Origin of the sequence: Stenotrophomonas sp. GZD-301 (assembly GCF_049310345.1) — a bacterium.
GTDB lineage: Bacteria > Pseudomonadota > Gammaproteobacteria > Xanthomonadales > Xanthomonadaceae > Stenotrophomonas.
In genome coordinates this window covers 83,913-102,927 of the sequence record NZ_JBMOWY010000013.1, presented here as the reverse complement: position 1 = coordinate 102,927, position 19,015 = coordinate 83,913, and the positions used below count along the sequence as shown (strand labels likewise).

21 protein-coding genes and 2 pseudogenes are annotated in these 19,015 nt (G+C 61.9%); 11 read left to right on the top strand and 12 right to left on the bottom strand.

All coding sequences use genetic code 11. The features are described from left to right. Both ACO6VK_RS03920 and rpoE read right to left on the bottom strand, forming a co-directional pair. Nucleotides 1-549 (bottom strand): sigma-E factor negative regulatory protein (locus ACO6VK_RS03920; protein WP_422505658.1); only part of this gene is annotated, 549 nt, incomplete at its 3' end. Between the two features lie 8 nt (nucleotides 550-557). Beyond that, nucleotides 558-1,178 carry an RNA polymerase sigma factor RpoE gene (gene rpoE / locus ACO6VK_RS03915; RefSeq protein WP_136003119.1) on the bottom strand — a complete coding sequence of 207 codons (621 nt, stop codon included), beginning with the start codon at nucleotides 1,176-1,178 and terminating at the stop codon, nucleotides 558-560. A 237-nt stretch (nucleotides 1,179-1,415) separates the two neighbouring features. On the opposite strand from rpoE, the gene ACO6VK_RS03910 reads away from it, so the two are divergent. From ACO6VK_RS03910 to ACO6VK_RS03895, 4 genes are all read left to right on the top strand, one after another. Then, nucleotides 1,416-3,479 (top strand): 3-hydroxyacyl-CoA dehydrogenase NAD-binding domain-containing protein, encoded by a 2,064-nt coding sequence (locus tag ACO6VK_RS03910; protein WP_422505657.1) that lies wholly within the window; start codon nucleotides 1,416-1,418, stop codon nucleotides 3,477-3,479. A 148-nt stretch (nucleotides 3,480-3,627) separates the two neighbouring features. Next, nucleotides 3,628-4,491 (top strand): pirin family protein, encoded by an 864-nt coding sequence (locus ACO6VK_RS03905; RefSeq protein ID WP_422505656.1) that lies wholly within the window; start codon nucleotides 3,628-3,630, stop codon nucleotides 4,489-4,491. Nucleotides 4,492-4,594: 103 nt separating this feature from the next. Further along, complete coding sequence (aqpZ, locus tag ACO6VK_RS03900) at nucleotides 4,595-5,317, top strand: aquaporin Z (RefSeq protein ID WP_422505655.1); 723 nt, start codon at nucleotides 4,595-4,597, stop codon at nucleotides 5,315-5,317. Nucleotides 5,318-5,566: 249 nt separating this feature from the next. Beyond that, on the top strand, nucleotides 5,567-6,028 hold the full coding sequence (locus ACO6VK_RS03895; protein ID WP_422505654.1) for a hypothetical protein: 462 nt from the start codon (nucleotides 5,567-5,569) through the stop codon (nucleotides 6,026-6,028). Nucleotides 6,029-6,087: 59 nt separating this feature from the next. Here ACO6VK_RS03895 and ACO6VK_RS03890 read toward each other — a convergent pair whose 3' ends face one another. Continuing rightward, the gene (locus ACO6VK_RS03890) at nucleotides 6,088-6,939 is read right to left on the bottom strand and encodes a pirin family protein (protein ID WP_422505653.1); all 852 of its coding nucleotides are present in this window, start codon (nucleotides 6,937-6,939) and stop codon (nucleotides 6,088-6,090) included. A 262-nt stretch (nucleotides 6,940-7,201) separates the two neighbouring features. Here ACO6VK_RS03890 and ACO6VK_RS03885 point away from each other — a divergent pair, with 262 nt between their 5' ends. Both ACO6VK_RS03885 and ACO6VK_RS03880 read left to right on the top strand, forming a co-directional pair. Beyond that, nucleotides 7,202-9,283: a carbon starvation CstA family protein gene (locus ACO6VK_RS03885; protein WP_312710766.1), complete on the top strand. Its 2,082-nt coding sequence runs from the start codon at nucleotides 7,202-7,204 to the stop codon at nucleotides 9,281-9,283. Further along, entirely contained in the window at nucleotides 9,283-9,507 is a 225-nt protein-coding gene (locus tag ACO6VK_RS03880; protein WP_136003113.1) for a YbdD/YjiX family protein, read from the top strand. The genes ACO6VK_RS03885 and ACO6VK_RS03880 overlap by 1 nt, the downstream gene beginning before the upstream one ends. A 92-nt stretch (nucleotides 9,508-9,599) precedes the next feature. On the opposite strand, the gene ACO6VK_RS03875 is transcribed toward ACO6VK_RS03880, so the two are convergent. Next, entirely contained in the window at nucleotides 9,600-10,205 is a 606-nt protein-coding gene (locus ACO6VK_RS03875) for a DUF416 family protein (RefSeq protein WP_422505652.1), read from the bottom strand. A 146-nt stretch (nucleotides 10,206-10,351) separates the two neighbouring features. Here ACO6VK_RS03875 and ACO6VK_RS03870 point away from each other — a divergent pair, with 146 nt between their 5' ends. Continuing rightward, nucleotides 10,352-10,903 carry a hypothetical protein gene (locus ACO6VK_RS03870; RefSeq protein ID WP_422505651.1) on the top strand — a complete coding sequence of 184 codons (552 nt, stop codon included), beginning with the start codon at nucleotides 10,352-10,354 and terminating at the stop codon, nucleotides 10,901-10,903. Nucleotides 10,904-11,700: 797 nt separating this feature from the next. On the opposite strand, the gene ACO6VK_RS03865 is transcribed toward ACO6VK_RS03870, so the two are convergent. Next, nucleotides 11,701-11,907, bottom strand: coding sequence for a hypothetical protein (locus tag ACO6VK_RS03865; protein ID WP_422505650.1), 207 nt, complete (start codon nucleotides 11,905-11,907; stop codon nucleotides 11,701-11,703). A 207-nt stretch (nucleotides 11,908-12,114) separates the two neighbouring features. Here ACO6VK_RS03865 and ACO6VK_RS03860 point away from each other — a divergent pair. Together ACO6VK_RS03860 and ACO6VK_RS03855 are read left to right on the top strand one after the other, a co-directional pair. Beyond that, nucleotides 12,115-12,605 (top strand): annotated as a pseudogene (locus tag ACO6VK_RS03860) (integrase core domain-containing protein); the annotation flags it as partial. Between the two features lie 306 nt (nucleotides 12,606-12,911). Further along, entirely contained in the window at nucleotides 12,912-13,361 is a 450-nt protein-coding gene (locus ACO6VK_RS03855; protein ID WP_422505649.1) for a DUF695 domain-containing protein, read from the top strand. 427 nt (nucleotides 13,362-13,788) lie between these two features. Here ACO6VK_RS03855 and ACO6VK_RS03850 read toward each other — a convergent pair whose 3' ends face one another. After that, nucleotides 13,789-13,995 carry a hypothetical protein gene (locus ACO6VK_RS03850; protein WP_422505648.1) on the bottom strand — a complete coding sequence of 69 codons (207 nt, stop codon included), beginning with the start codon at nucleotides 13,993-13,995 and terminating at the stop codon, nucleotides 13,789-13,791. Between the two features lie 374 nt (nucleotides 13,996-14,369). Here ACO6VK_RS03850 and ACO6VK_RS03845 point away from each other — a divergent pair. After that, a pseudogene (locus ACO6VK_RS03845) lies at nucleotides 14,370-14,477 on the top strand (CstA-like transporter-associated (seleno)protein); the annotation flags it as partial. 201 nt (nucleotides 14,478-14,678) lie between these two features. On the opposite strand, the gene ACO6VK_RS03840 reads toward ACO6VK_RS03845, so the two are convergent. Next, nucleotides 14,679-14,948 carry a hypothetical protein gene (locus tag ACO6VK_RS03840; RefSeq protein WP_422505647.1) on the bottom strand — a complete coding sequence of 90 codons (270 nt, stop codon included), beginning with the start codon at nucleotides 14,946-14,948 and terminating at the stop codon, nucleotides 14,679-14,681. 118 nt (nucleotides 14,949-15,066) lie between these two features. After that, complete coding sequence (locus ACO6VK_RS03835; protein WP_422505646.1) at nucleotides 15,067-15,492, bottom strand: hypothetical protein; 426 nt, start codon at nucleotides 15,490-15,492, stop codon at nucleotides 15,067-15,069. A 203-nt stretch (nucleotides 15,493-15,695) separates the two neighbouring features. Between ACO6VK_RS03835 and ACO6VK_RS03830 the strand changes: the two genes are divergently transcribed. After that, a complete protein-coding gene (locus tag ACO6VK_RS03830) occupies nucleotides 15,696-15,899 on the top strand; it encodes a hypothetical protein (protein ID WP_422505645.1) in 204 nt (67 codons plus the stop codon). A gap of 560 nt (nucleotides 15,900-16,459) precedes the next feature. Here the strand turns inward: ACO6VK_RS03830 and ACO6VK_RS03825 are convergent. From ACO6VK_RS03825 to ACO6VK_RS03810, 4 genes are all read right to left on the bottom strand, one after another. Then, nucleotides 16,460-16,819 (bottom strand): hypothetical protein, encoded by a 360-nt coding sequence (locus tag ACO6VK_RS03825; RefSeq protein WP_422505644.1) that lies wholly within the window; start codon nucleotides 16,817-16,819, stop codon nucleotides 16,460-16,462. Nucleotides 16,820-17,923: 1,104 nt separating this feature from the next. Then, complete coding sequence (locus ACO6VK_RS03820; RefSeq protein ID WP_422505660.1) at nucleotides 17,924-18,232, bottom strand: RHS repeat-associated core domain-containing protein; 309 nt, start codon at nucleotides 18,230-18,232, stop codon at nucleotides 17,924-17,926. After that, complete coding sequence (locus tag ACO6VK_RS03815; RefSeq protein ID WP_422505643.1) at nucleotides 18,229-18,633, bottom strand: hypothetical protein; 405 nt, start codon at nucleotides 18,631-18,633, stop codon at nucleotides 18,229-18,231. Before ACO6VK_RS03815 ends, ACO6VK_RS03820 begins: the two co-directional genes overlap by 4 nt. A 190-nt stretch (nucleotides 18,634-18,823) precedes the next feature. Beyond that, nucleotides 18,824-18,985 carry a hypothetical protein gene (locus ACO6VK_RS03810; RefSeq protein ID WP_422505661.1) on the bottom strand — a complete coding sequence of 54 codons (162 nt, stop codon included), beginning with the start codon at nucleotides 18,983-18,985 and terminating at the stop codon, nucleotides 18,824-18,826. Nucleotides 18,986-19,015 lie beyond the last annotated feature (30 nt).

The following is a 19,015-nucleotide window of genomic DNA, read 5'->3' as shown; positions in this document are numbered from 1 at the left end:
CTTTTTTTTTGGGTTGTGGTCCCCTGGCCCTGTGTCGTTGGGCCACGCTCCCACGACCAGGGCCGCATCGACCGAGGCGGCCGTGGTGGCGGGTGGTGCCGGCGGCAGTTCGGCCTGGCTGGCGATCACCGTGGTCTGCGCGGGCAGCGGCGTCTCGCTGGGCAGCTGCTCGCGGGTCATGAACATGGCCACCGCCGCCACCGAGGCGGCCAGGGCGGCACCGCCGCCCCACCAACGCCAGCCGCCGCGACGCACCGTGGCCGGCGCGGCCGCCGGCTGCAGCTGCGGCCGCGGCTCGGCGGCCACCGCCACGCGGATGCGGTCGGCGAAGGCCTGCGGCGCGGGCGCACAGGCCTGACCGCGCAGCACATCACCGAGCATCTGCCAGCGTTCATGGCACCCGGACAGCGCCTCGTCGTGCTCCAGCCGGCGCAGCATGAAGCGCGCCTCGTCGGCCGACAGCTCGCCGTCGATCAGCGCCGACAGCTGCTGGCGGTTGTGGGCATCCAGCTTGTCCGGCGCGGTGCCGGCATTTCCAGGGGTAGGCATCTTGGGGGTCATACGCGGCTCTTCTCGCGGGTGGCGCTGCCGATATCCAGCAACGGCCGAAGTTCAGTGTCGATGGCCTCACGGGCACGGAAAATCCGCGACCGCACGGTGCCGATCGGGCACCCCATCTTCTGCGCGATTTCCTCGTAACTCATGCCATCCACCTCGCGCAGGGTGATGGCCGAACGCAGTTCCTCCGGCAATGCCGCCACCGCCTTCATCACCGTCTGTTCCAGCTCCTGGCGCATCAGTTCGCGCTCGGGCGTGTCGGTGTCGCGCAGGCGGGTGCCGCTGTCGTACTGCTCGGCGTCCCCGATGTCGATGTCATCGGTGGGCGGGCGGCGGTTGTGGGCGGCGAGATGGTTCTTGGCAGTGTTCACGGCGATCCGGTGCAACCAGGTATAGAACTGGGCGTCGCCACGGAAACTGCCGATCGCGCGATACGCGCGGACGAAAGTGTCCTGGGCCACGTCCTGACATTCACTCCAGTCGGCGATGTAGCGCCCGATCAGGGCGACGATCCGGTGCTGGTACTTGCGCACCAGGACATCGAACGCCGCACTCTCGCCGCGCTGCACACGCCGGACCAGTTCCAGGTCCAGCTCCTGTGGTGTTTCAACCTCGGCCATTGGGGGCCGCACTCCTGTCAGCCCAACCGACGTCGGGCAATGAGACTGCCAATCCCGGGAAAAGTTCAGCGACCGATCGACGACGCCGCACCAGCTTTTAACCACCGTTCCGTTAAGGTTTCCGATCCAGGCAGTGAACCGGCGGTCGTTCTCCCCCAGCTATAGGGATTTGACGGGGAGGAAACAACCTCTGGATCATAGCCCCCTTCTCCATACACAACCGGATGGAACGTCCCCATGCTCTCAGGCTTCGATGGGCTCCGCTTCTCACATTGGCACCCGCAGATCCGTGACGATGGTGTCGTGGTGCTCAGCCTCGACCGCCAGGACAGCAGCGTCAACGCGATGTCGCAGGACGTGCTGCTGGAACTGGGCGACCTGATCGAGCGCATCGCCATCGACCCGCCCAAGGCGGTGGTGATCCAGTCGATCAAGGCGGCCGGGTTCATCGCCGGCGCGGACCTGAAGGAGTTCCAGGAGTTCGACCGCCGCGGCACCGTCAATGACGCCATCCGCCGCGGCCAGAGTACGTACCAGAAGCTGGCCGAGCTGCCCTGCCCGACCGTGGCGGCGATCCACGGCCACTGCCTGGGCGGCGGCACCGAGCTGGCGCTGGCCTGCCGCTACCGGGTGGCCTCCAACGACCCGTCCACCCGGATCGGCCTGCCGGAAACCCAACTCGGCATCTTCCCGGGCTGGGGTGGCAGCGCCCGCCTGCCGCAGCTGGTGGGCGCGCCGGCGGCGATGGACATGATGCTGACCGGCCGCAACCTGTCGGCCTCGGCCGCGCGCGGCATCGGCCTGGTGGACAAGGTGGTGGCACCGGCCGTGCTGCTCGATACCGCCGTGGCGCTGGCGCTGACCGGCACCACCCGCCCGTTCAAGCAGCGCGCCACCGCCTGGGCGACCAACACCTGGCTGGCGCGCAGACTGCTCGCGCCGCAGATGGCCAAGCAGGTCGCGCGCAAGGCCCGCAAGGAGCATTACCCGGCGCCGTATGCGCTGATCAACACCTGGGCGCGGACCGGCGGCAGCCCCATCCAGACCCGCTTGGATGCCGAACGCCGCGCCGTGGTCAAGCTGGCCAGCACCCCGACCGCACGCAACCTGATCCGCATCTTCTTCCTGACCGAGCGGTTGAAGGCGCTGGGCGGCAAGGATCACGGCATCACCCACGTGCACGTGGTCGGTGCCGGCGTGATGGGCGGCGACATCGCTGCGTGGTCGGCCTACAAGGGCTTCAACGTGACCCTGCAGGATCGCGAGCAGCGCTTCATCGACCCGGCGATGGAACGCGCGCAGGCGCTGTTCGCCAAGAAGGTCCGGGACGAGAGCAAGCGCCCGGCCGTGGCCGCGCGGCTCAAGGCCGACCTGGCCGGCGATGGCGTGGCACAGGCGGACCTGGTGATCGAGGCGATCATCGAGAATCCGGAGGCCAAGCGTGCGCTGTACCAGACGCTGGAACCGCGGATGAAGGCCGACGCCCTGCTCACCACCAACACCTCCTCCATTCCGCTGGTGGAACTGCGCGACCACATCCAGCGCCCGGCCCAGTTCGCCGGCCTGCACTACTTCAACCCGGTGGCGCAGATGCCGCTGGTGGAGATCATCCACCACGACGGCATGGCCCCGGAAACCGAGCGCCGGCTGGCGGCGTTCTGCAAGGCGCTGGGCAAGTTCCCGGTGCCGGTGGCCGGCACGCCCGGCTTCCTGGTCAACCGCGTGCTGTTCCCGTACATGCTCGAAGCGGCCACCGCCTACGCCGAAGGCGTGCCGGGGCCGGTGCTGGACAAGGCCGCGGTGAAGTTCGGCATGCCGATGGGGCCGATCGAACTGCTCGACACCGTCGGCCTGGACGTGGCTGCCGGCGTGGGCAAGGAGCTGGCACCGTTCCTGGGCCTGCAGATTCCGGCCGCGCTGGAAACCGTTGAACAGGGCAAGCGCGGCAAGAAGGATGGCCAGGGCCTGTACAAGTGGGAGAACGGCCGCGCGCAGAAGCCGGACGTGCCGGCGGGCTACGCGGTGCCCGCCGACCTCGAAGACCGCCTGATCCTGCCGCTGCTCAACGAAGCGGTCGCCTGCCTGCATGAAGGCGTGGTGGCAGACGCGGACCTGCTCGATGCGGGCGTGATCTTCGGCACCGGGTTTGCCCCGTTCCGCGGCGGCCCGATCCAGTACATCCGCGCCACCGGCGCCGACGTGCTGGTGGAACGCCTGAAGGCGCTGCAGCAGCGCTATGGCGACCGCTTCGCACCGCGCCCGGGCTGGGACGACGCCGTGCTGCGCGAGCCGGTGATTTAAGCACCGATCGTTCGACACAGAACGCCACCGAAAGGTGGCGTTTTTTTGTGCAATCGCAAACGAAACAACCTGTTACCCGAACGGGCCATGCAGCGGCCCTGGCCGCGTGCCATCCTTTCCGCCTGTCCCCGCCAGCGAGAAAGCCCGCATGACGACCATCATCGCCCCGCGTGTCCATGACATCGGTGGCCTCGAAGTACGCCGCGCCGTGCCCAGCATCCAGGCGCGCAGCGTCGGCCCGTTCGTCTTCGTCGACCAGATGGGGCCCGCCGTCATGGGCGCCGGTACCGGCATCGACGTGCGCCCGCATCCGCATATCGGCCTGGCCACCGTCACCTTCCTGTGGTCCGGCGCCATCGGCCACCGCGACACGCTCGGTTCGGACCAGGTGATCCGCCCCGGTGACGTCAACTGGATGACCGCCGGTCGCGGCATCGCCCACTCCGAGCGCACGCCGCCGGTGGAGCGCGAACACGACCACCCGCTGCACGGCATGCAGACCTGGATCGCGCTGCCCAGGAGCTTCGAGGAAACCGACCCGGCGTTCCATCACCATGCTGCGGCCACCCTGCCCCAGCAGCGCCGCAACGGCGCCTGGCTGCGCGTGATCGCCGGGCGTGCGTACGGCGAGGAGTCGCCGGTGAAGGTGTTCAGCGACACCCTCAACGTGGCCATCGACCTCGACCCGGACGGCGAGATCGATCTGGACACCGGCCACGTCGAGCGCTCGCTGTACATCCTCGAAGGGCAGGCCCAGCTGGACGGCGTCGATGTGCCGGCCCAGCACCTGATCCTGCCCGCGCCCGGTGCACGCGGCCGCCTGCGCGCCAAGACGCCGGTCAAGGCGATGCTGATGGGCGGCGAACCGCTGGATGGCCCGCGCCACCTGTGGTGGAACTTCGTCTCCAGTTCCAAGGAGCGCCTGGAAAAGGCCAAGCACGACTGGGAATCGGGCGCCTTCGGCACCATTCCCGGCGACGACAAAGAGTTCATCCCGCTTCCGCAGGGCTGACCGGGCGCCGTTCGTCGGCGCGTTGACGCCGCGCTCACACCGATGAACATCGATTCAGCTACGGTCTGCCTGCCCATCCCGGGCAGACCGCATGGAGACATCGATGAGCATGGGCAAGCGACTTGCGGCCGAGTTCCTCGGCACGTTCTGGTTGGTGCTGGGCGGCTGTGGCAGTGCGGTACTGGCGGCCAAATTCGGCGGTGACGGCAATCCCCTCGGCATCGGGTTTCTCGGCGTGGCGCTGGCCTTCGGCCTGACCGTACTGACCGGCGCCTATGCATTCGGCCATGTGTCCGGCGCGCACTTCAACCCAGCCGTCAGCATCGGCCTCTGGGCCGGCGGCCGCTTTCCGGCGCGCGACCTGGTGCCCTACATCGTCGCCCAGGTGCTCGGCGGCCTGCTGGCCGGCTTCATCCTGCTGCAGATCGCCTCGGGCGCGCCCGGGTTCGCCATCGATGGCAGCCAGGCCGGCGCATTCGCCAGCAACGGGTACGGCGCCCTGTCGCCTGGCGGGTACAGCGTGGCTGCCGCCTTCCTGTGCGAGGTGGTGCTGACCGCGGTGTTCCTGATCGTGATCATGGGCGCCACGCACGGCCGGGCACCGGCCGGGTTCGCCCCGATCGCGATCGGCCTGGCACTCACCCTGATCCACCTGATCAGCATTCCGGTCACCAACACATCGGTGAATCCGGCACGTTCCACTGCGGTGGCCTTCTTCGCCGGCAGCGGCGCACTGGGCCAGCTGTGGCTGTTCTGGCTGGCGCCGGTGCTGGGCGGGTTGATCGGCGGCGTGGCCTACAAGTGGATCGGCGCGGAGCCACGCTGATTCCGACAAGGGCAGGCCCGCGCGGCCTGCCCGCGGCGGCGCGATGCGCCGCACATTCATATACATCTGAAACTGATATTTGTAGATCGAATCACATTCCGCTACCGTCGGAATCACCAGTCCGTCACCTGACGGCTGGCGCCTCCGGGACGCGCATGGGGATATGCGCAGCCATCGGCCTGGGTTTCTGCGGCCACCGGATTGCGCCCGCCCGACGCGGACACGGCCATTCCGACCCTGGGGGAAAGCATGAACGTCCTGCGCGCCGCTGTATGCCTGAGCCTGTTGTCGTCCGCCGCCGTGGCGTGGGCGCAATCGCCGTCCGAGTGTCCTTCGCTGCCTGCCGGCAGCGGCCTGCAGTGGCAGCAGCAGGCACAGTCCGATTTCATGCTGTGCAAGGCCAGCACCGCCGATGGACGCGAGGTGCTGAGCCTGATCCTCAGCGCGCGCGACCCCTCGCTTACGCTGACCCGCACGCTGCGCCAGGAAAAAGGCGGTTTCGCCGGCGAATCGATGTACTGGTACCAGCCCGACCTGGGCGGCCAGAAACCGCCGGGCTACGAAACCCGCCGCGTGGCGGTGGTGAAGTACGACAAGAACCGCTACGCGCAGATCGCGCTGTATGCCGACAGCAGCCAGGAACTGGGCACGCTGCAGTCCCTCACCCAGAGCATGAATCTGAATCCGACAGCGGTGGCAGCAGGGCGCTGACGGTGCAGCCGTCGCCGGGCACCGCCCGGCACTACCGCCCTCCACCCGGCCTCAGCGCCTCAGAAGCGGCCTTCCTGGAAGTCCACGAAGGCCTGCATCAGTTCCTGGCGGGTGTTCATCACGAACGGTCCGTGGCGCATCACCGGCTCGCGCAGCGGGCGGCCCGCCACCAGGATCAGCCGCGCGCCGTCGGCACCGGCCTGCAGATCCAGGCGCTCGCCGCCGCCGAGCACCGCCAGCTCCTGGCGTGCCACCGGCCGAGCGTCCTCGCCCTGTCCGACCGTCAGCCCGCCCTCGAAGACGTACGCGAACGCGCTGTGCCCGTCCGGCAGGTCGTACGACCACCCGGCACCGGCGGCAAGGGCGACATCCAGATACACCGGATCGGTGGCCGGCTGGACGATCGGTCCGGTCACGTCATCGACCTGCCCGGCGATCACCTTCACCTGCACGCCGTTGGCCGGTTGCGCCACGGGAATGCGCTCGGGGGCGAACTCCTGGTACTTGGGATCGGTCATCTTGTCGCGCGCCGGCAGGTTCACCCACAGCTGGAAGCCACGCATCTGCCCGGACTCCTGCTCGGGCATTTCCGAGTGCACCAGGCCACGCCCGGCCGTCATCCACTGCACGCTGCCCGGGGTCAGCAGGCCCTCGTTGCCGTGGTTGTCCTTGTGCCGCATGCGCCCGTCGAGCATGTAGGTCACCGTCTCGAAGCCACGGTGCGGGTGGCTGGGAAAGCCGGCGATGTAGTCCTCGGCACGATCGGTGCCGAATTCATCCAGCAGCAGGAACGGATCCAGGTCGGGCAGCGACGGCCCGCCGATCACGCGCGTCAGGCGCACGCCGGCACCATCGGAGGTGGCCATGCCACGGATGGTGCGCAGCACGCGCACGGGGTTGGGGCTGCTCATGTCGACTCCGACGGGTGGGTACGGGCTACAACATGGGCGCCGCGCCTGCTGCCGCCAACCGCCACGCCCGCAACCGATTGTTCCAGTGGTGGCGTGCGCCCGCCGTGCAGGCCGCGTGCATGACCGCTCCCGCTGTCCGCATCCCCACGCCGCCCGCGTTGCGACCTACGACCAAAGTACTAGCGGTACGCCCCCGTCTTCGCATTGACCCTGTCGGTGCCAGGGCGGACTCTTACGCTGTTCTCCAGGGAGACGCACACTCATGAAAGGTTTTTCCAAGCTGGGCTGGGCAGCGCTCGCGCTGCTCGGCGCATTCTGTCTTGGCACCGTCGCGCTGCGCCGGGGCGAACACATCAATGCCTTGTGGATCGTGGTCGCCGCGGTCTCCATCTATCTCATCGCGTATCGCTTCTACAGCCTGTTCATCGCCGACAAGGTGATGCAGCTCGACCCGACCCGGGCCACACCGGCGGTGATCAACAACGATGGCCTGGACTACGTCCCGACCAACAAGCACGTGCTGTTCGGCCACCATTTCGCCGCCATCGCCGGCGCCGGCCCCCTGGTCGGTCCGGTGCTGGCCGCGCAGATGGGCTACCTGCCCGGCCTGCTGTGGCTGGTGGTCGGCGTGGTCCTTGCCGGCGCCGTGCAGGATTTCATGATCCTGTTCCTGTCCAGCCGCCGCAACGGCCGTTCACTGGGCGACTTGGTGCGTGAGGAAATGGGCCAGGTGCCCGGCACCATCGCCCTGTTCGGCGCGTTCCTGATCATGATCATCATCCTGGCGGTGCTGGCGATGGTGGTGGTCAAGGCGCTGGCGGAAAGCCCCTGGGGCATGTTCACGGTGATTGCCACGATGCCCATCGCGATCCTGATGGGCATCTACATGCGCTACATCCGCCCGGGCAAGATCGGGGAGATTTCCATCGTCGGCCTGATCCTGCTGCTGCTGGCGATCTGGTACGGCGGCAAGGTCGCGGCCGATCCGGTGTGGGGCCCTGCCTTCACCTTCACCGGCATCCAGATCACCTGGATGCTGATCGGCTACGGCTTCGTCGCCTCGGTGCTGCCGGTGTGGCTGCTGCTGGCCCCGCGCGACTACCTGTCCACCTTCCTGAAGATCGGCACCATCGTGGCGCTGGCGATCGGCATCCTGATCGTCATGCCCGAACTGAAGATGCCGGCGCTGACCCAGTTCGCGGCCAGCGGCGACGGCCCGGTCTGGAAGGGCGGCATGTTCCCGTTCCTGTTCATCACCATCGCCTGCGGCGCGGTCTCCGGCTTCCATGCGCTGATTGCCTCGGGCACCACGCCCAAGCTGCTCGCCAATGAACGCCACATGCGCTACATCGGCTACGGCGGCATGCTGATGGAATCGTTCGTGGCGGTGATGGCGCTGGTGGCGGCCTCGATCATCGATCCGGGCATCTACTTCGCGATGAACAGCCCGGCCGCGGTCATCGGTGCCGATGCGGTATCGGCCGCGCACTACATCACCAACACTTGGGGCTTCACGATCACGCCCGAGCAGCTGCAGGCCACCGCAGCGGCCATCGGCGAACCGACCATCCTGCACCGCGCCGGTGGCGCGCCGACCCTGGCGGTAGGCATCGCGCAGATCCTGCATGAAGCCATCCCCAGCGGCAGCAACGCGATGATGGCGTTCTGGTACCACTTCGCGATCCTGTTCGAGGCGCTGTTCATCCTCACCGCAGTGGATGCCGGTACGCGCGCGGGCCGCTTCATGCTGCAGGACCTGCTGGGCAACTTCATCCCCGCGCTGAAGAAGACCGAGTCCTGGACGGCCAACATCATCGCCACGGGCGGCTGTGTGGCGTTGTGGGGCTACCTGCTCTACACCGGCGTGGTCGATCCGTTCGGCGGCATCCAGACCTTGTGGCCGCTGTTCGGCATCTCCAACCAGATGCTGGCGGGGATCGCGTTGATGCTGGGCACGGTGGTGCTGTTCAAGATGAAGCGCGACCGCTTCGCCTGGGTCACGGCCGTGCCGGCGGTATGGCTGCTGATCTGCACCACCTACGCCGGGTTGATCAAGATCTTCGACAGCAACCCGGCCCAGGGCTTCCTCGCCCAGGCGCACAAATTCCAGGATGCGATCGCCACCGGCACCATCACCGCGCCGGCCAAGACCGTCGGGCAGATGAATCAGATCGTGGTCAACGCCTACGTCAACACCGGCCTGACCGTGCTGTTCCTGTTCGTGGTGTTCTCCATCCTGGTCTACGCGATCAAGACGATCGTGCAGGCGCGCCGTTCGCCGGTGCGTACCGACAAGGAAACCCCCTACGTGGCGCTGCAGCCGCACCAGATGGCGGACCTGTGATGAGTACTGAACTGGTTCCCGTCGGGCAATACCAGGCGCACCGCCGACTGTGGCGGCGCCTGGTGCAGACCGCACGGCTGTGCTGCGGCATTCCCGACTACGACAACTACGTGCGGCACGTGCTGGAGAATCATCCGGACCGCGAACCGATGGACTACAAGACCTTCTTCCGCGAGCGGCAGGAGGCCCGCTACGGCGGGAGGAACGGCGGTCGCTGCTGCTGAAGGCATCCGAACGGCTGACCCGTCCGCCACAGCAAGCCGCAGAAGTGACAAGGCCCGCAACTGCGGGCCTTGTCATATACGTTCAACTCTCTTCACACGACGAGAGGTGGCAAACTTCCTTGCTCGAGCTTCGACCATCTGGCTCGCAAATCAATTCCGGCCTTGCCTCGCTCTTCATGCGTGTCCTTCAGCGTTACAAGGCTCTCTCGCTGGGTTCGCAACTCGGATTGCATGAGAGGGTGTTCAATGATCCTGCGCTCCAGGTCCGGAGCATTTGGATCAAGCTCCTCTACCTCTTGAACGAATAGATCAATCGTATCCCTAGCGTAAGCAGCCACTTCGATCAGGCTCTTTGCCGCCGCATCTACAAGTGCCTCAAGTGTCGCCGCTGTTGCTGTAGCCGCATCCAATGCAGCCGATGTGTAGATAGACGAGAACTCCGCAGTGTCCGGCGCCTGTTGCTCGCAGGCGGACGCTAGCGCGGCCAACTCCAACGGCAAATTATTTGATGCGATCCACTCCCACACAGCATCAAGAGCATCTCTCATCGGAGCCAGGTCGCCATAGCCACTATCGACTTGGAAGCTTCGATAATTTGGCAACATGCGCTCACAGCAATACGCCATGAATGCCACTCTCTTCCAGTCCGGCATCCCTTCCGTCGCCAGCAATAGTCTTGTCTCGTCGAAACTTTCCATTGATCCCTACCTGTCTCTGATCGGTATATCCATTTTCTTCATAGCTTCCTGGCAATTTGTACACGCAGGACGGCTCGGAGAAAAACCCGTAGGGGTAAGCCCTTGTGCCTTTGCTCCATTCACTGCATTGACGTCGACTCCAGGACGTGATCGAGGCCGAGCCCTCGTTCGGCTACCGCACGGTGGCAGCGCTGCTGGGCATGAACAAGAGCACGGTCCAGCGGATCTTCCAGCTCAAGGGCTGGCAGGTGCGCAAGCGCCCGCTTGGCCAGCGGCCGCGGATTGAAGCCAAGGCTTCGCGTGCCGAGGCGCCGGACCAGCGTTGGGCCACCGACCTGCGCCGAGTCTGGGGCGGGAAGGACGGCTGCCTCAGCCTGGCGCTGGTGATCGACTTTGGCACGCGACAGTTGCTTGGATGGCACCTGTCACGAACCGGCGGCCAGCACCGCGTCGGCCGCGCTGGAGCAGGCGTTGATTACCCGCTGCGGCACGTTGGGGCGGGTGCCAGCGCCTTTCCTGCTGCGCTCGGACAACGGGCTGGTGTTCACCAGACGCGACTACACGCGCCTCGTGCGCAACTACGGCCTGCAGCAGGAGTTCATCACCCCGCCCTGCCCACAGCAGAACGGGATGGTGGAACGGTAATCCGGACGTTGAAGGAGCAATGCGTGCATCCGATGAAAGCGCGTTCTGGCTGAGCTTGCCAAGCCGGATGTATCGTAGCGCCACGCCGCTGATTTTGGCTCACTGGGTGAATGCTTCGCCCAGGAGCTCAGAGCCATTGTCCGACCGCAGAATCACAACAGACGGTCTACTTTCCGCGTGAATTCTCCCACCACAACTTCAACGCAAGAAACAGATGAAGCAGCAGGTAAATCAATGCAAAGTAAGCCCATATCCGCAATCCAACACCAAGCGCGTCTGGGTAGCGCCGGTATGTAAGGATAGCGAAGTACACAAGACCAGTGAGCATTGCAATAAGCTGCGTAACGATGATGCCCTTGACCAACGTGTTCACTACTTTTTCTCCTGCTGCTTCTGAGCGTAACTCGCCGCTGCTACCACGGCACCCTGGCCAGCTTGTGACGCCGCACCTTGGATTGCTGATTGTCGAGGTACAGCAACCCCAGTTGATGCGGTAGTAGCGGCACGGTTTGCCCCCCCCGTGGCATTTGACTGGCTCAACCTTTGAAGCGTACCGCACGCAGCTGGGCCAGCAAAATCCTGACGCGCTGTTCGATGGACGTCGCTTCCGGTTGCTACCGGTGCTGGATCACTTCACGCACGAGTGCCTGAAGATCGTTGTGGATCATTCGTTGCGTGCAGAGGATGTAGCCGAAGCGTTGGCACGGCTGGTCGCTGAACGAGGCGAGCCGGACGCGATTAAGCAAGCCGGATGCATCGTAGCGCCACGCCGCTGAATTTGGCTCACTGGGTGAATGCTTCGCCCAGGAGCTCAGAGCCACTGTCCGACTGCAGAATCACAACAGACCGTCTACTTTCCGCGTGAATTCTCCCACCACAACTTCAACGCAAGAAACAGATGAAGCAGCAGGAAAATCAATGCAAAATAAGCCCATATCCGCAATCCAACACCAAGCGCGTCTGGGTAGCGCCGGTATGTAAGGATAGCGAAGTACACAAGACCAGTCAGCATTGCAAGAAGCTGCGTAACGATGATGCCCTTGACCAACGTGTTCACTACTTTTTCTCCTGCTGCTTCTGAGCGTAACTCGCCGCTGCTCCCACGGCACCCTGGCCAGCTTGTGACGCCGCACCTTGGATTGCTGATTGTCGAGGTATAGCAGCCCCAGTTGATGCGGTAGTAGCGGCACGGTTTGGCGCCCCCAGGCATTTGACTGGCTCAACCTTTGAAGCGTACCGCACGCAGCTGGGCCAGCAAAATCCTGATGCGCTGTTCGATGGACGTCGCCTCCGGTTGCTGCCGGTGCTGGATCACCTCACGCACGAGTGCCTGAAGATCGTTGTGGATCATTCGTTGCGTGCAGAGGATGTGGCCGAAGCGTTGGCACGGCTGGTCGCTGAACGAGGCGGGCCGGACGCGATTGAGGTGGACAACGGCAGTGAATTTGCCGGCGAGGTGATGGACCGCTGGGCTTATGAGGACGGCGTGGAGCTGGATTTTTCCCGGCGTGGTACGCCGACGGACAATGCGATGGCAGAAAGCTTCAACGGCTGACTGCGGCAGGAATGTCTGAACGAGCATTGGTTCTTGTCGCTGGCCGATGCAAGGAGCAAAATCGAAGCGTGGCGGCGTATCTACAACGAGGATCGCCCCACAGTGCACTGGCATGGAAAACCCCTGCGGAGTTCGCGCGAGATCACAGGTCCCAAGCGAATTCCCTGGCGCCCAAAGAGAGCGAAATCTCTACCAGCTGATGGCCCTGCTATTGGGGGGTGGGTCACACCACCGTGAAGCCTCGCTCCATCACCTGCTTGATCGCCTCGGACCTGAACTCATCCGTATGCCACTTGTTGCCCATAGACACCTCAATCGTTGCCATCAATTATGGCTCTTGGGATATCTACAAAAAGCTGGTCGGTCCACGTCGACTCCGTGTCCATAGGACTCGCAGCGATATCGCTCGACCAAGTTGCTACTGGAATTGCCGTTGTCCATCGCCGAACCCGAGGCTCCAAACCACAAAGCGCTAGAATTTACACCAGTGCCAGATGGATAGACGGATGAGAGATGTCCCTGTTCCTTGCTATAGCTTGATTGAGACCTCCATTGGTAGCGATCCGGCTATCGTAGTGGTCAATTCCACATTACTGACCTTTACTGGGCATGATGCCTTTCCGTGGCACTTGAGGATCGGAGTAAATTGCAAGCTTCAAGGTGTGAACGGCATGCCGACCAAGGAGGAGGTTGAAGCCCTTTCCTGTCTGGAGGAAAGAATTGCGCCCGCGCTTGAGGTTGACCACAATGCTATTTTTCTCGCCCGAATTACGGCTCGTGGAGAGCGCGTACTCCTATATCGAGTGCATGATCCCGAAAAGGCAAATGAGGCATTGCAACTTCTGATTTCCACGCCAGATGCTGTGCGCGAGTGGGAATATCAGATGGAGTACGACGTCGGCTGGATGTTGGCGAAACCGGAGCTGGACCTATTACAGCCCTCTCGCTTTAATTAGGTTCTTAACCCAACTTCGGGGAAGGCCGCCCGGATCTTCAGGAAGAAATACACGTCGTCCCGGTATCTGTAGGCGACGCGTTTGATGACCACCACAGAATGATACGTGTGGCGGACGATACACCCGAGTTCAGGCGACCATAGACGCCCGATGCACTGCGTCGGGCGTCTGCATTTTCAGGGGATAAGGCCAACGCAGGACGGGCTGCGAGCCGGCGTCCGGATGGATATTGTCCGCAGCGTGCTGCTCGCCCACACGACGATTTTCAGCTTGCAAGGTCCGATTGAAGCATCCGATGAAAGCGTTCTGGCTGTGCTTGCCAAGCCGGATGCATCGTAGCGCCACGCCGCTGAATTTGGCTCACTGGGTGAATGCTTCGCCCAGGAGCTCAGAGCCATTGTCCGACCGCAGAATCACAACAGATGGTCTATCTTCCGCGTGAGTTCTCCCACCACAACTTCAACGCAAGAAACAGATGAAGCAGCAGGTAAATCAATGCAAAGTAGCCCCATGCCCGCAACCCAGCACCAAGCGCGTCTGGGTAGCGCCGGTATGTAAGGACAGCGAAGTACACAAGACCAGTCAGCATTGCAAGAAGCTGCGTAATGATGGTGCCCTTGACCAACGTGTTCACTACTTTTTCTCCTGCTGCTTCTGAGCGTAATTCGCCGCTGCTCCCACGGCACCCTGGCCAGCTTGTGACGCCGCACCTTGGATTGCTGATTGTCGAGGTATAGCAGCCCCAGTTGATGCGGTAGTAGCGGCACGGTTTGGCGCCCCCGGGCATTTGACTGGCTCAACCTTTGAAGCGTACCGCACGCAGTTGAACCAGCAAAATTCCCCATGACCACGCCGACACCTGAGCCTGCCAGCCCGCCCGCTGCATTGCCAAGGGCGCTTGTAGCGAGACCTTCCGCAGTGATGGCTTCACCCTTGATTGCACTCTCCACAGCAGACCCCGAACCACCTGCAACTTCGTTGACGGCAGTTTGAACAGCAATGGCCCCCAATTACGCGCGGCACGTGCTGGAGAATCACCCGGACCGCGAACGGATGGACTACAAGACCTTCTTCCGCGAGCGGCAGGAGGCCCGCTACGGCGGTCGCTGCTGCTAAAGGCATCCGCACGGCTGACCCATCCTGCCGCAGGTTGACATCTGTGGCGGGCGATTCACCCGCCGTCATGCGGCCATAGACGCCCGCTGCGCCGTATGGGGCGTCTGCATGATCAGGCGATAAGGCCAACGCAGGACGGGCTGCGAGCCGCCGTCCGGATGGAGATTGTCCGCAGCGTGCTGCTCGCCCACACGACGATTTTCAGCTTGCTGATTCGTCAGACCTGCCGGAACCCGGTCCGAAAACATCAATCAACGCTTCGATGTCCAACCCACGCCCGTTGGGTTCATCGTTCACATTCAGGCCGGTGTTTAAAAGCTCCCGGACAAGAGCGTCGATCAACCACTCCCGATCATTGCCCTCCAAGGAATACTCGCCCCCCTCCATCTTCTCGATTGATCGATGGCAGCCATTCTTGGCACACACTTCATCGAGCAGTGCGCGCAGATGCAACGGCACCTTCAGGTTCATCGACGCCCCCTCCGCGTTAGTGGAACTTTCAGAGCACACGCTTCGCCCCCGATCACCAGGCCATCTGAAGAAGAGACTTCGACCTTCATTGGGGCCGGTCAACGCTACCACCTGCGCGTCATGGAGACCAGATCAGAAAATTATCGTGCGTATCAAAGAACACCTTCCCGCAGTTCTGCGAGAAGACGAAATACTCAAAGAAGTGCATGTCACCAAGCAGCTTCACCACCTCCGTGCCGCGCTCAAATCTCAGCACCGGCCACGGCGGAGGCTCATCATCAGTGACGACGAGAAATACGGGATCTCCCATGTCGGTCAAGAGCGACGACACTTGAGCCCTCCAACCATCACCGGAGTCGCGGTAGTGCAGTGATCCCCCCTTCTTCAAGGACTCCCACCAATACAGCCTTTTCGAATCAATTCCATGCACATCGACCAGCCTGACAAACAGCGCCCCCGCATCAGAAACCAACGAGACGCTCTCACGCCCAAGCGAACAGACCTTCCTTGCCGCTGCTACAGCACTACTGTCCTGCGCGCACATTGGTCCGTCCTGTCCAGTCTTTTGGAATTATAGAGCCTACCCTGGCACTCCCCCCATAACGACGAATCGCGTTCGACCAGTCGCCTGAGCATGTGATCCATCCCCGATAGCAGGGCCCTCAGCCGGCAGATATTTTGCCCTCTTTTGAGCACACTTCCGAAACTATAACCGCCTCGTTCGCGATCGGACGCAGGCGCTTCCCCGTGTCGCTGCTGGCGGCGCTGGCGACCGGACTGGCGGTGACGGTGGTGGAATTGATCGGGGTGCCTGAGCGGCGACCACCGGGCAAGCGCGGGCCGGCACCGAAGCTGCAACAGCAGCTGGAGCGGATCAGTCAGCTGCCGAAGGCGAAGCAGAAGATGATGAGCGAGGTGCTGGACTCGCTGTTGGCGCAGTCGGGTCGATAAGCCACTCAACCACCACAACGATGACAGGCCCGCAATGCGGGCCTTGTGTTTCTTTATGGCCGGTTGGCAGGTGAATCTGATCTGGTTAGTTCCGCGAGCGGCTCACTGCAACTGCAGCAGGGAACTATGGAGGCAACAGCGTCCCCACTCCTGTATTGAAACCGAATTTGATGCAGGTGACTGGGATCCAAGCCCTGCTCTACCTGAAATCGGAAATTCCTCAAGGCCGTTTGCATAGCAACGTGCAGCCCGTAGTTTCTACTGTCTTCCTTCACATTGAGATTGTATGGAACACCGTCTTTATCAACTTGGAACTCCCAGACAAAACACCCAGAAGCAGGCCAATCTCCTGAAGGCCCTCTTGGCGCCCTTACCGGATCACTATGGGATACTTCATAACTGCCGCTCTGGCACATCATCGCTGCAATCAAGAAGAGAAAAATTGATCCATTCATGCCTAAGGCTCAACGATTATTTGTCCGGGAACTGCGGATCCATGTGACGCTGCTTTTTGGTAACCTGCGGGGGGATTGCTCATAACGACGCCCCCATCCACAGATTCAAGTCGCCAACACATCGACGACTGGAAACGCGAAGAACTTAAGATAGGGAGCTGGCTCAATGCCGAAATCAGCCAACTCCAACATCCAAGCGTTTGGATCCCCCAGCAAAATCGCACCTCGGCGCCCGTACAGCTCATCGCGCAGCAGACGATCAAGGCCATCCATGTTCGCGTCAGCGAGACAGCCCTCAATCTTTCGCTTCTCCTGCGCAAGAATATTGATCACGAAGTAGATCCTATCCTGCAAGGGTTTGCTGAAGTCTGCCTCCACGCAGATTGCGTAGAAGTATCGACCACCATCTTCCATGACGTGCTGCAACTCACCGTCGTACCATTCCACAAGCAGGTCGATCTTCATTTGCAAACCTCATTGAACTTCTGAGCCACTTTCTCCGCTACTGGCTTGGGGAGTTCCACAGCATGGTGGTTCGGACTGCTCCCGGCTTGACGTGTATTGAACGCGCTCTTTGCCTCCGCCTGGCCGGCAACCCGGCGTTGGTTCTATCTGCCGCACTCACCCTCTCCTGCGCCTTGACCGAAGCCCCATGCGGGAACCCGGCCTTCTCTGCCTTGACGGCTTGACGGGCTTCGGTCTGTTTCATGGTTCGACCATCGTCTGCGAGTCAGGCCTCCCCTATGTAGGCTAAACACTCATCAAGGCATCCCACCAAGGAATGCGCCACTCACTTCGATAATTCCTGGTCAAAGGACATGTAAAGGCAACCGTGCCATTCCTGCCTATCGACTCTGCGACAACGCCCCCCTCAAACACGTAATCGTCGTACTCCAACCGGAGAGAGTCCACGAAATACACGACCGCAGGAACAAGGTCACCCTGCCTTGCCACTTCAACTCTCTTGATGCCACCAAGATCAACATTCTTGCTGGATTCCGATGAGGTCAGCCTGGCCTCACTGAGAACAACACGATCCTTCTTCTCCCCAACAACCTCAACTCTTAAATAGTAAGGAGACGATCTCTCTTTTGGCCGGTCGGAAGCGAAGGTTCCGACTAAACTGACGACCAACTCAACTGAGCCTGCCTTGCACTTCCCTTCATGATAGTCATGGTAGGAATACCTATCAAAAAGAAGCACGAACAGTAGAACGACTGCTCCAAGTGAAGCCAATAGCGATAACACTACGGCCCGATGATCTGGCCTCATCTCTCAATCACTCCCACGAGAATTTTGAAAGCATTTTCCTAGCGGCCTCTTTGTCAATCGCAGGCGGTGGAGGCGGGGTTCTGGCATCCGTGCACTCACTGGCTCAAGTGGCCCAACAGTGACCGTTGGTGCCGGTGTTATGCCGAACCCGTTACAGACTGGGGCCTAACCTCAATGGGGCCATTTCACCACAAGAGGTAAGGAAGGACGTCATACATCAAGTGCCCACCCCAATCATCTGGAGAGGCATAGTTGTAAGTACCACATTAAGACGATCCGCAACTAATTTTGCGCCCCTCACCCTGTTGGTGAAATACGCTTTGGGCATCTGACATCTGCTTCCAGTTGCCAGCACTTTGCGCCGCCCCTATTTTCAGGCGGGTTGTTTAACCCATTTCGATAGTAGTGACGCAGATATGCATCAATGTACGGTAAAGAGGATTGCCGCCCATCCGGATCCGTGAACTTGCAGGGATTGTTGTTCGCCCATCGATACCGATGGAACTGCGCCAACGTGTTTGAGTAAGCGGCCATCAGATCCACGCTGAGGAAGAGTCCGATCTGCGGATCGTAAAACGCTGTATCGCTGCGGGCCTTGCGCCTTATGGGACCGGATCGATTGACTCCGTCCCGTTTGCTCCCATGATGCTTGCCGCCCCATAAAGACGTATTGAGTACTCAAGGTTAGGGGAGTACTCGCATTCCGGATACGACGAGATGCTGATAATCCAGTCCATCCCAAAGAAAACAAGCTCGTGCGGTGCAAACTGAGTGAGAAACATCATTGCGTATTCCTCTCTTTTGTCTGCAGTGAAGAATTCCAAGTCTTCCTCATACCTCTCAACCGCGAAAGCTAGTGACCCACCCTTTGAGTCGATGAAGCCAGCCATTTCACCTATCCAGCCGCAATAGGCATTCGGCTCTGGAAAGAACTCAATTCGCTCCATCGGATTCGACAAGCGCTCCCGAAAGATCTTTGCTTCCTGCTCTTTAAGGGGTTCGATCATCAGTTGTGATACCGGACTGTGCCGTCCTTGTGTTTTTGGACCGCCCCGCTTTCAATCTTGGGCGTTGCGGCATGGCTGTGCGGTGATGAATCATGCAGCTGCTTTCCTCCGGGATGAGGCTCAAGCCGAGAAACCACTACCGGATCTCCGCGACTGTCCCACTCATTGAAATGAGTCGGACAGCCCCCTGTTATCGATTGGTCATGCTGCTGTCGGCTCCCCAGTCGATCAGCTGCAGCTTTCTATCATGTGTATGAAAGCTCCACAATCCCGGAAGGACGCCGCTCAAGGCATCCACAACAAAATCAAGGTCTTCAAGCGCGTCGCCCACCGATACCGGGGCGACGCGCATTCCTTCCTGAAGATCCGGGCAGCCTTCCCC

What these genes read in the sequence shown, in the direction of transcription:
- ACO6VK_RS03840 (WP_422505647.1), bottom strand. Translation starts at nt 14,948, where the DNA reads ATGAACCTGAAGGTGCCGTTGCATCTGCGCGCACTGCTCGATGAAGTG.
- rpoE (WP_136003119.1), bottom strand. Translation starts at nt 1,178, where the DNA reads ATGGCCGAGGTTGAAACACCACAGGAGCTGGACCTGGAACTGGTCCGG.
- ACO6VK_RS03875 (WP_422505652.1), bottom strand. Translation starts at nt 10,205, where the DNA reads ATGGAAAGTTTCGACGAGACAAGACTATTGCTGGCGACGGAAGGGATG.
- aqpZ (WP_422505655.1), top strand. Translation starts at nt 4,595, where the DNA reads ATGAGCATGGGCAAGCGACTTGCGGCCGAGTTCCTCGGCACGTTCTGG.
- ACO6VK_RS03895 (WP_422505654.1), top strand. Translation starts at nt 5,567, where the DNA reads ATGAACGTCCTGCGCGCCGCTGTATGCCTGAGCCTGTTGTCGTCCGCC.
- ACO6VK_RS03890 (WP_422505653.1), bottom strand. Translation starts at nt 6,939, where the DNA reads ATGAGCAGCCCCAACCCCGTGCGCGTGCTGCGCACCATCCGTGGCATG.
- ACO6VK_RS03905 (WP_422505656.1), top strand. Translation starts at nt 3,628, where the DNA reads ATGACGACCATCATCGCCCCGCGTGTCCATGACATCGGTGGCCTCGAA.
- ACO6VK_RS03835 (WP_422505646.1), bottom strand. Translation starts at nt 15,492, where the DNA reads ATGTGCGCGCAGGACAGTAGTGCTGTAGCAGCGGCAAGGAAGGTCTGT.
- ACO6VK_RS03910 (WP_422505657.1), top strand. Translation starts at nt 1,416, where the DNA reads ATGCTCTCAGGCTTCGATGGGCTCCGCTTCTCACATTGGCACCCGCAG.
- ACO6VK_RS03885 (WP_312710766.1), top strand. Translation starts at nt 7,202, where the DNA reads ATGAAAGGTTTTTCCAAGCTGGGCTGGGCAGCGCTCGCGCTGCTCGGC.
- ACO6VK_RS03825 (WP_422505644.1), bottom strand. Translation starts at nt 16,819, where the DNA reads ATGAAGATCGACCTGCTTGTGGAATGGTACGACGGTGAGTTGCAGCAC.
- ACO6VK_RS03810 (WP_422505661.1), bottom strand. Translation starts at nt 18,985, where the DNA reads ATGCGCGTCGCCCCGGTATCGGTGGGCGACGCGCTTGAAGACCTTGAT.
- ACO6VK_RS03815 (WP_422505643.1), bottom strand. Translation starts at nt 18,633, where the DNA reads ATGATCGAACCCCTTAAAGAGCAGGAAGCAAAGATCTTTCGGGAGCGC.
- ACO6VK_RS03855 (WP_422505649.1), top strand. Translation starts at nt 12,912, where the DNA reads ATGAGAGATGTCCCTGTTCCTTGCTATAGCTTGATTGAGACCTCCATT.
- ACO6VK_RS03880 (WP_136003113.1), top strand. Translation starts at nt 9,283, where the DNA reads ATGAGTACTGAACTGGTTCCCGTCGGGCAATACCAGGCGCACCGCCGA.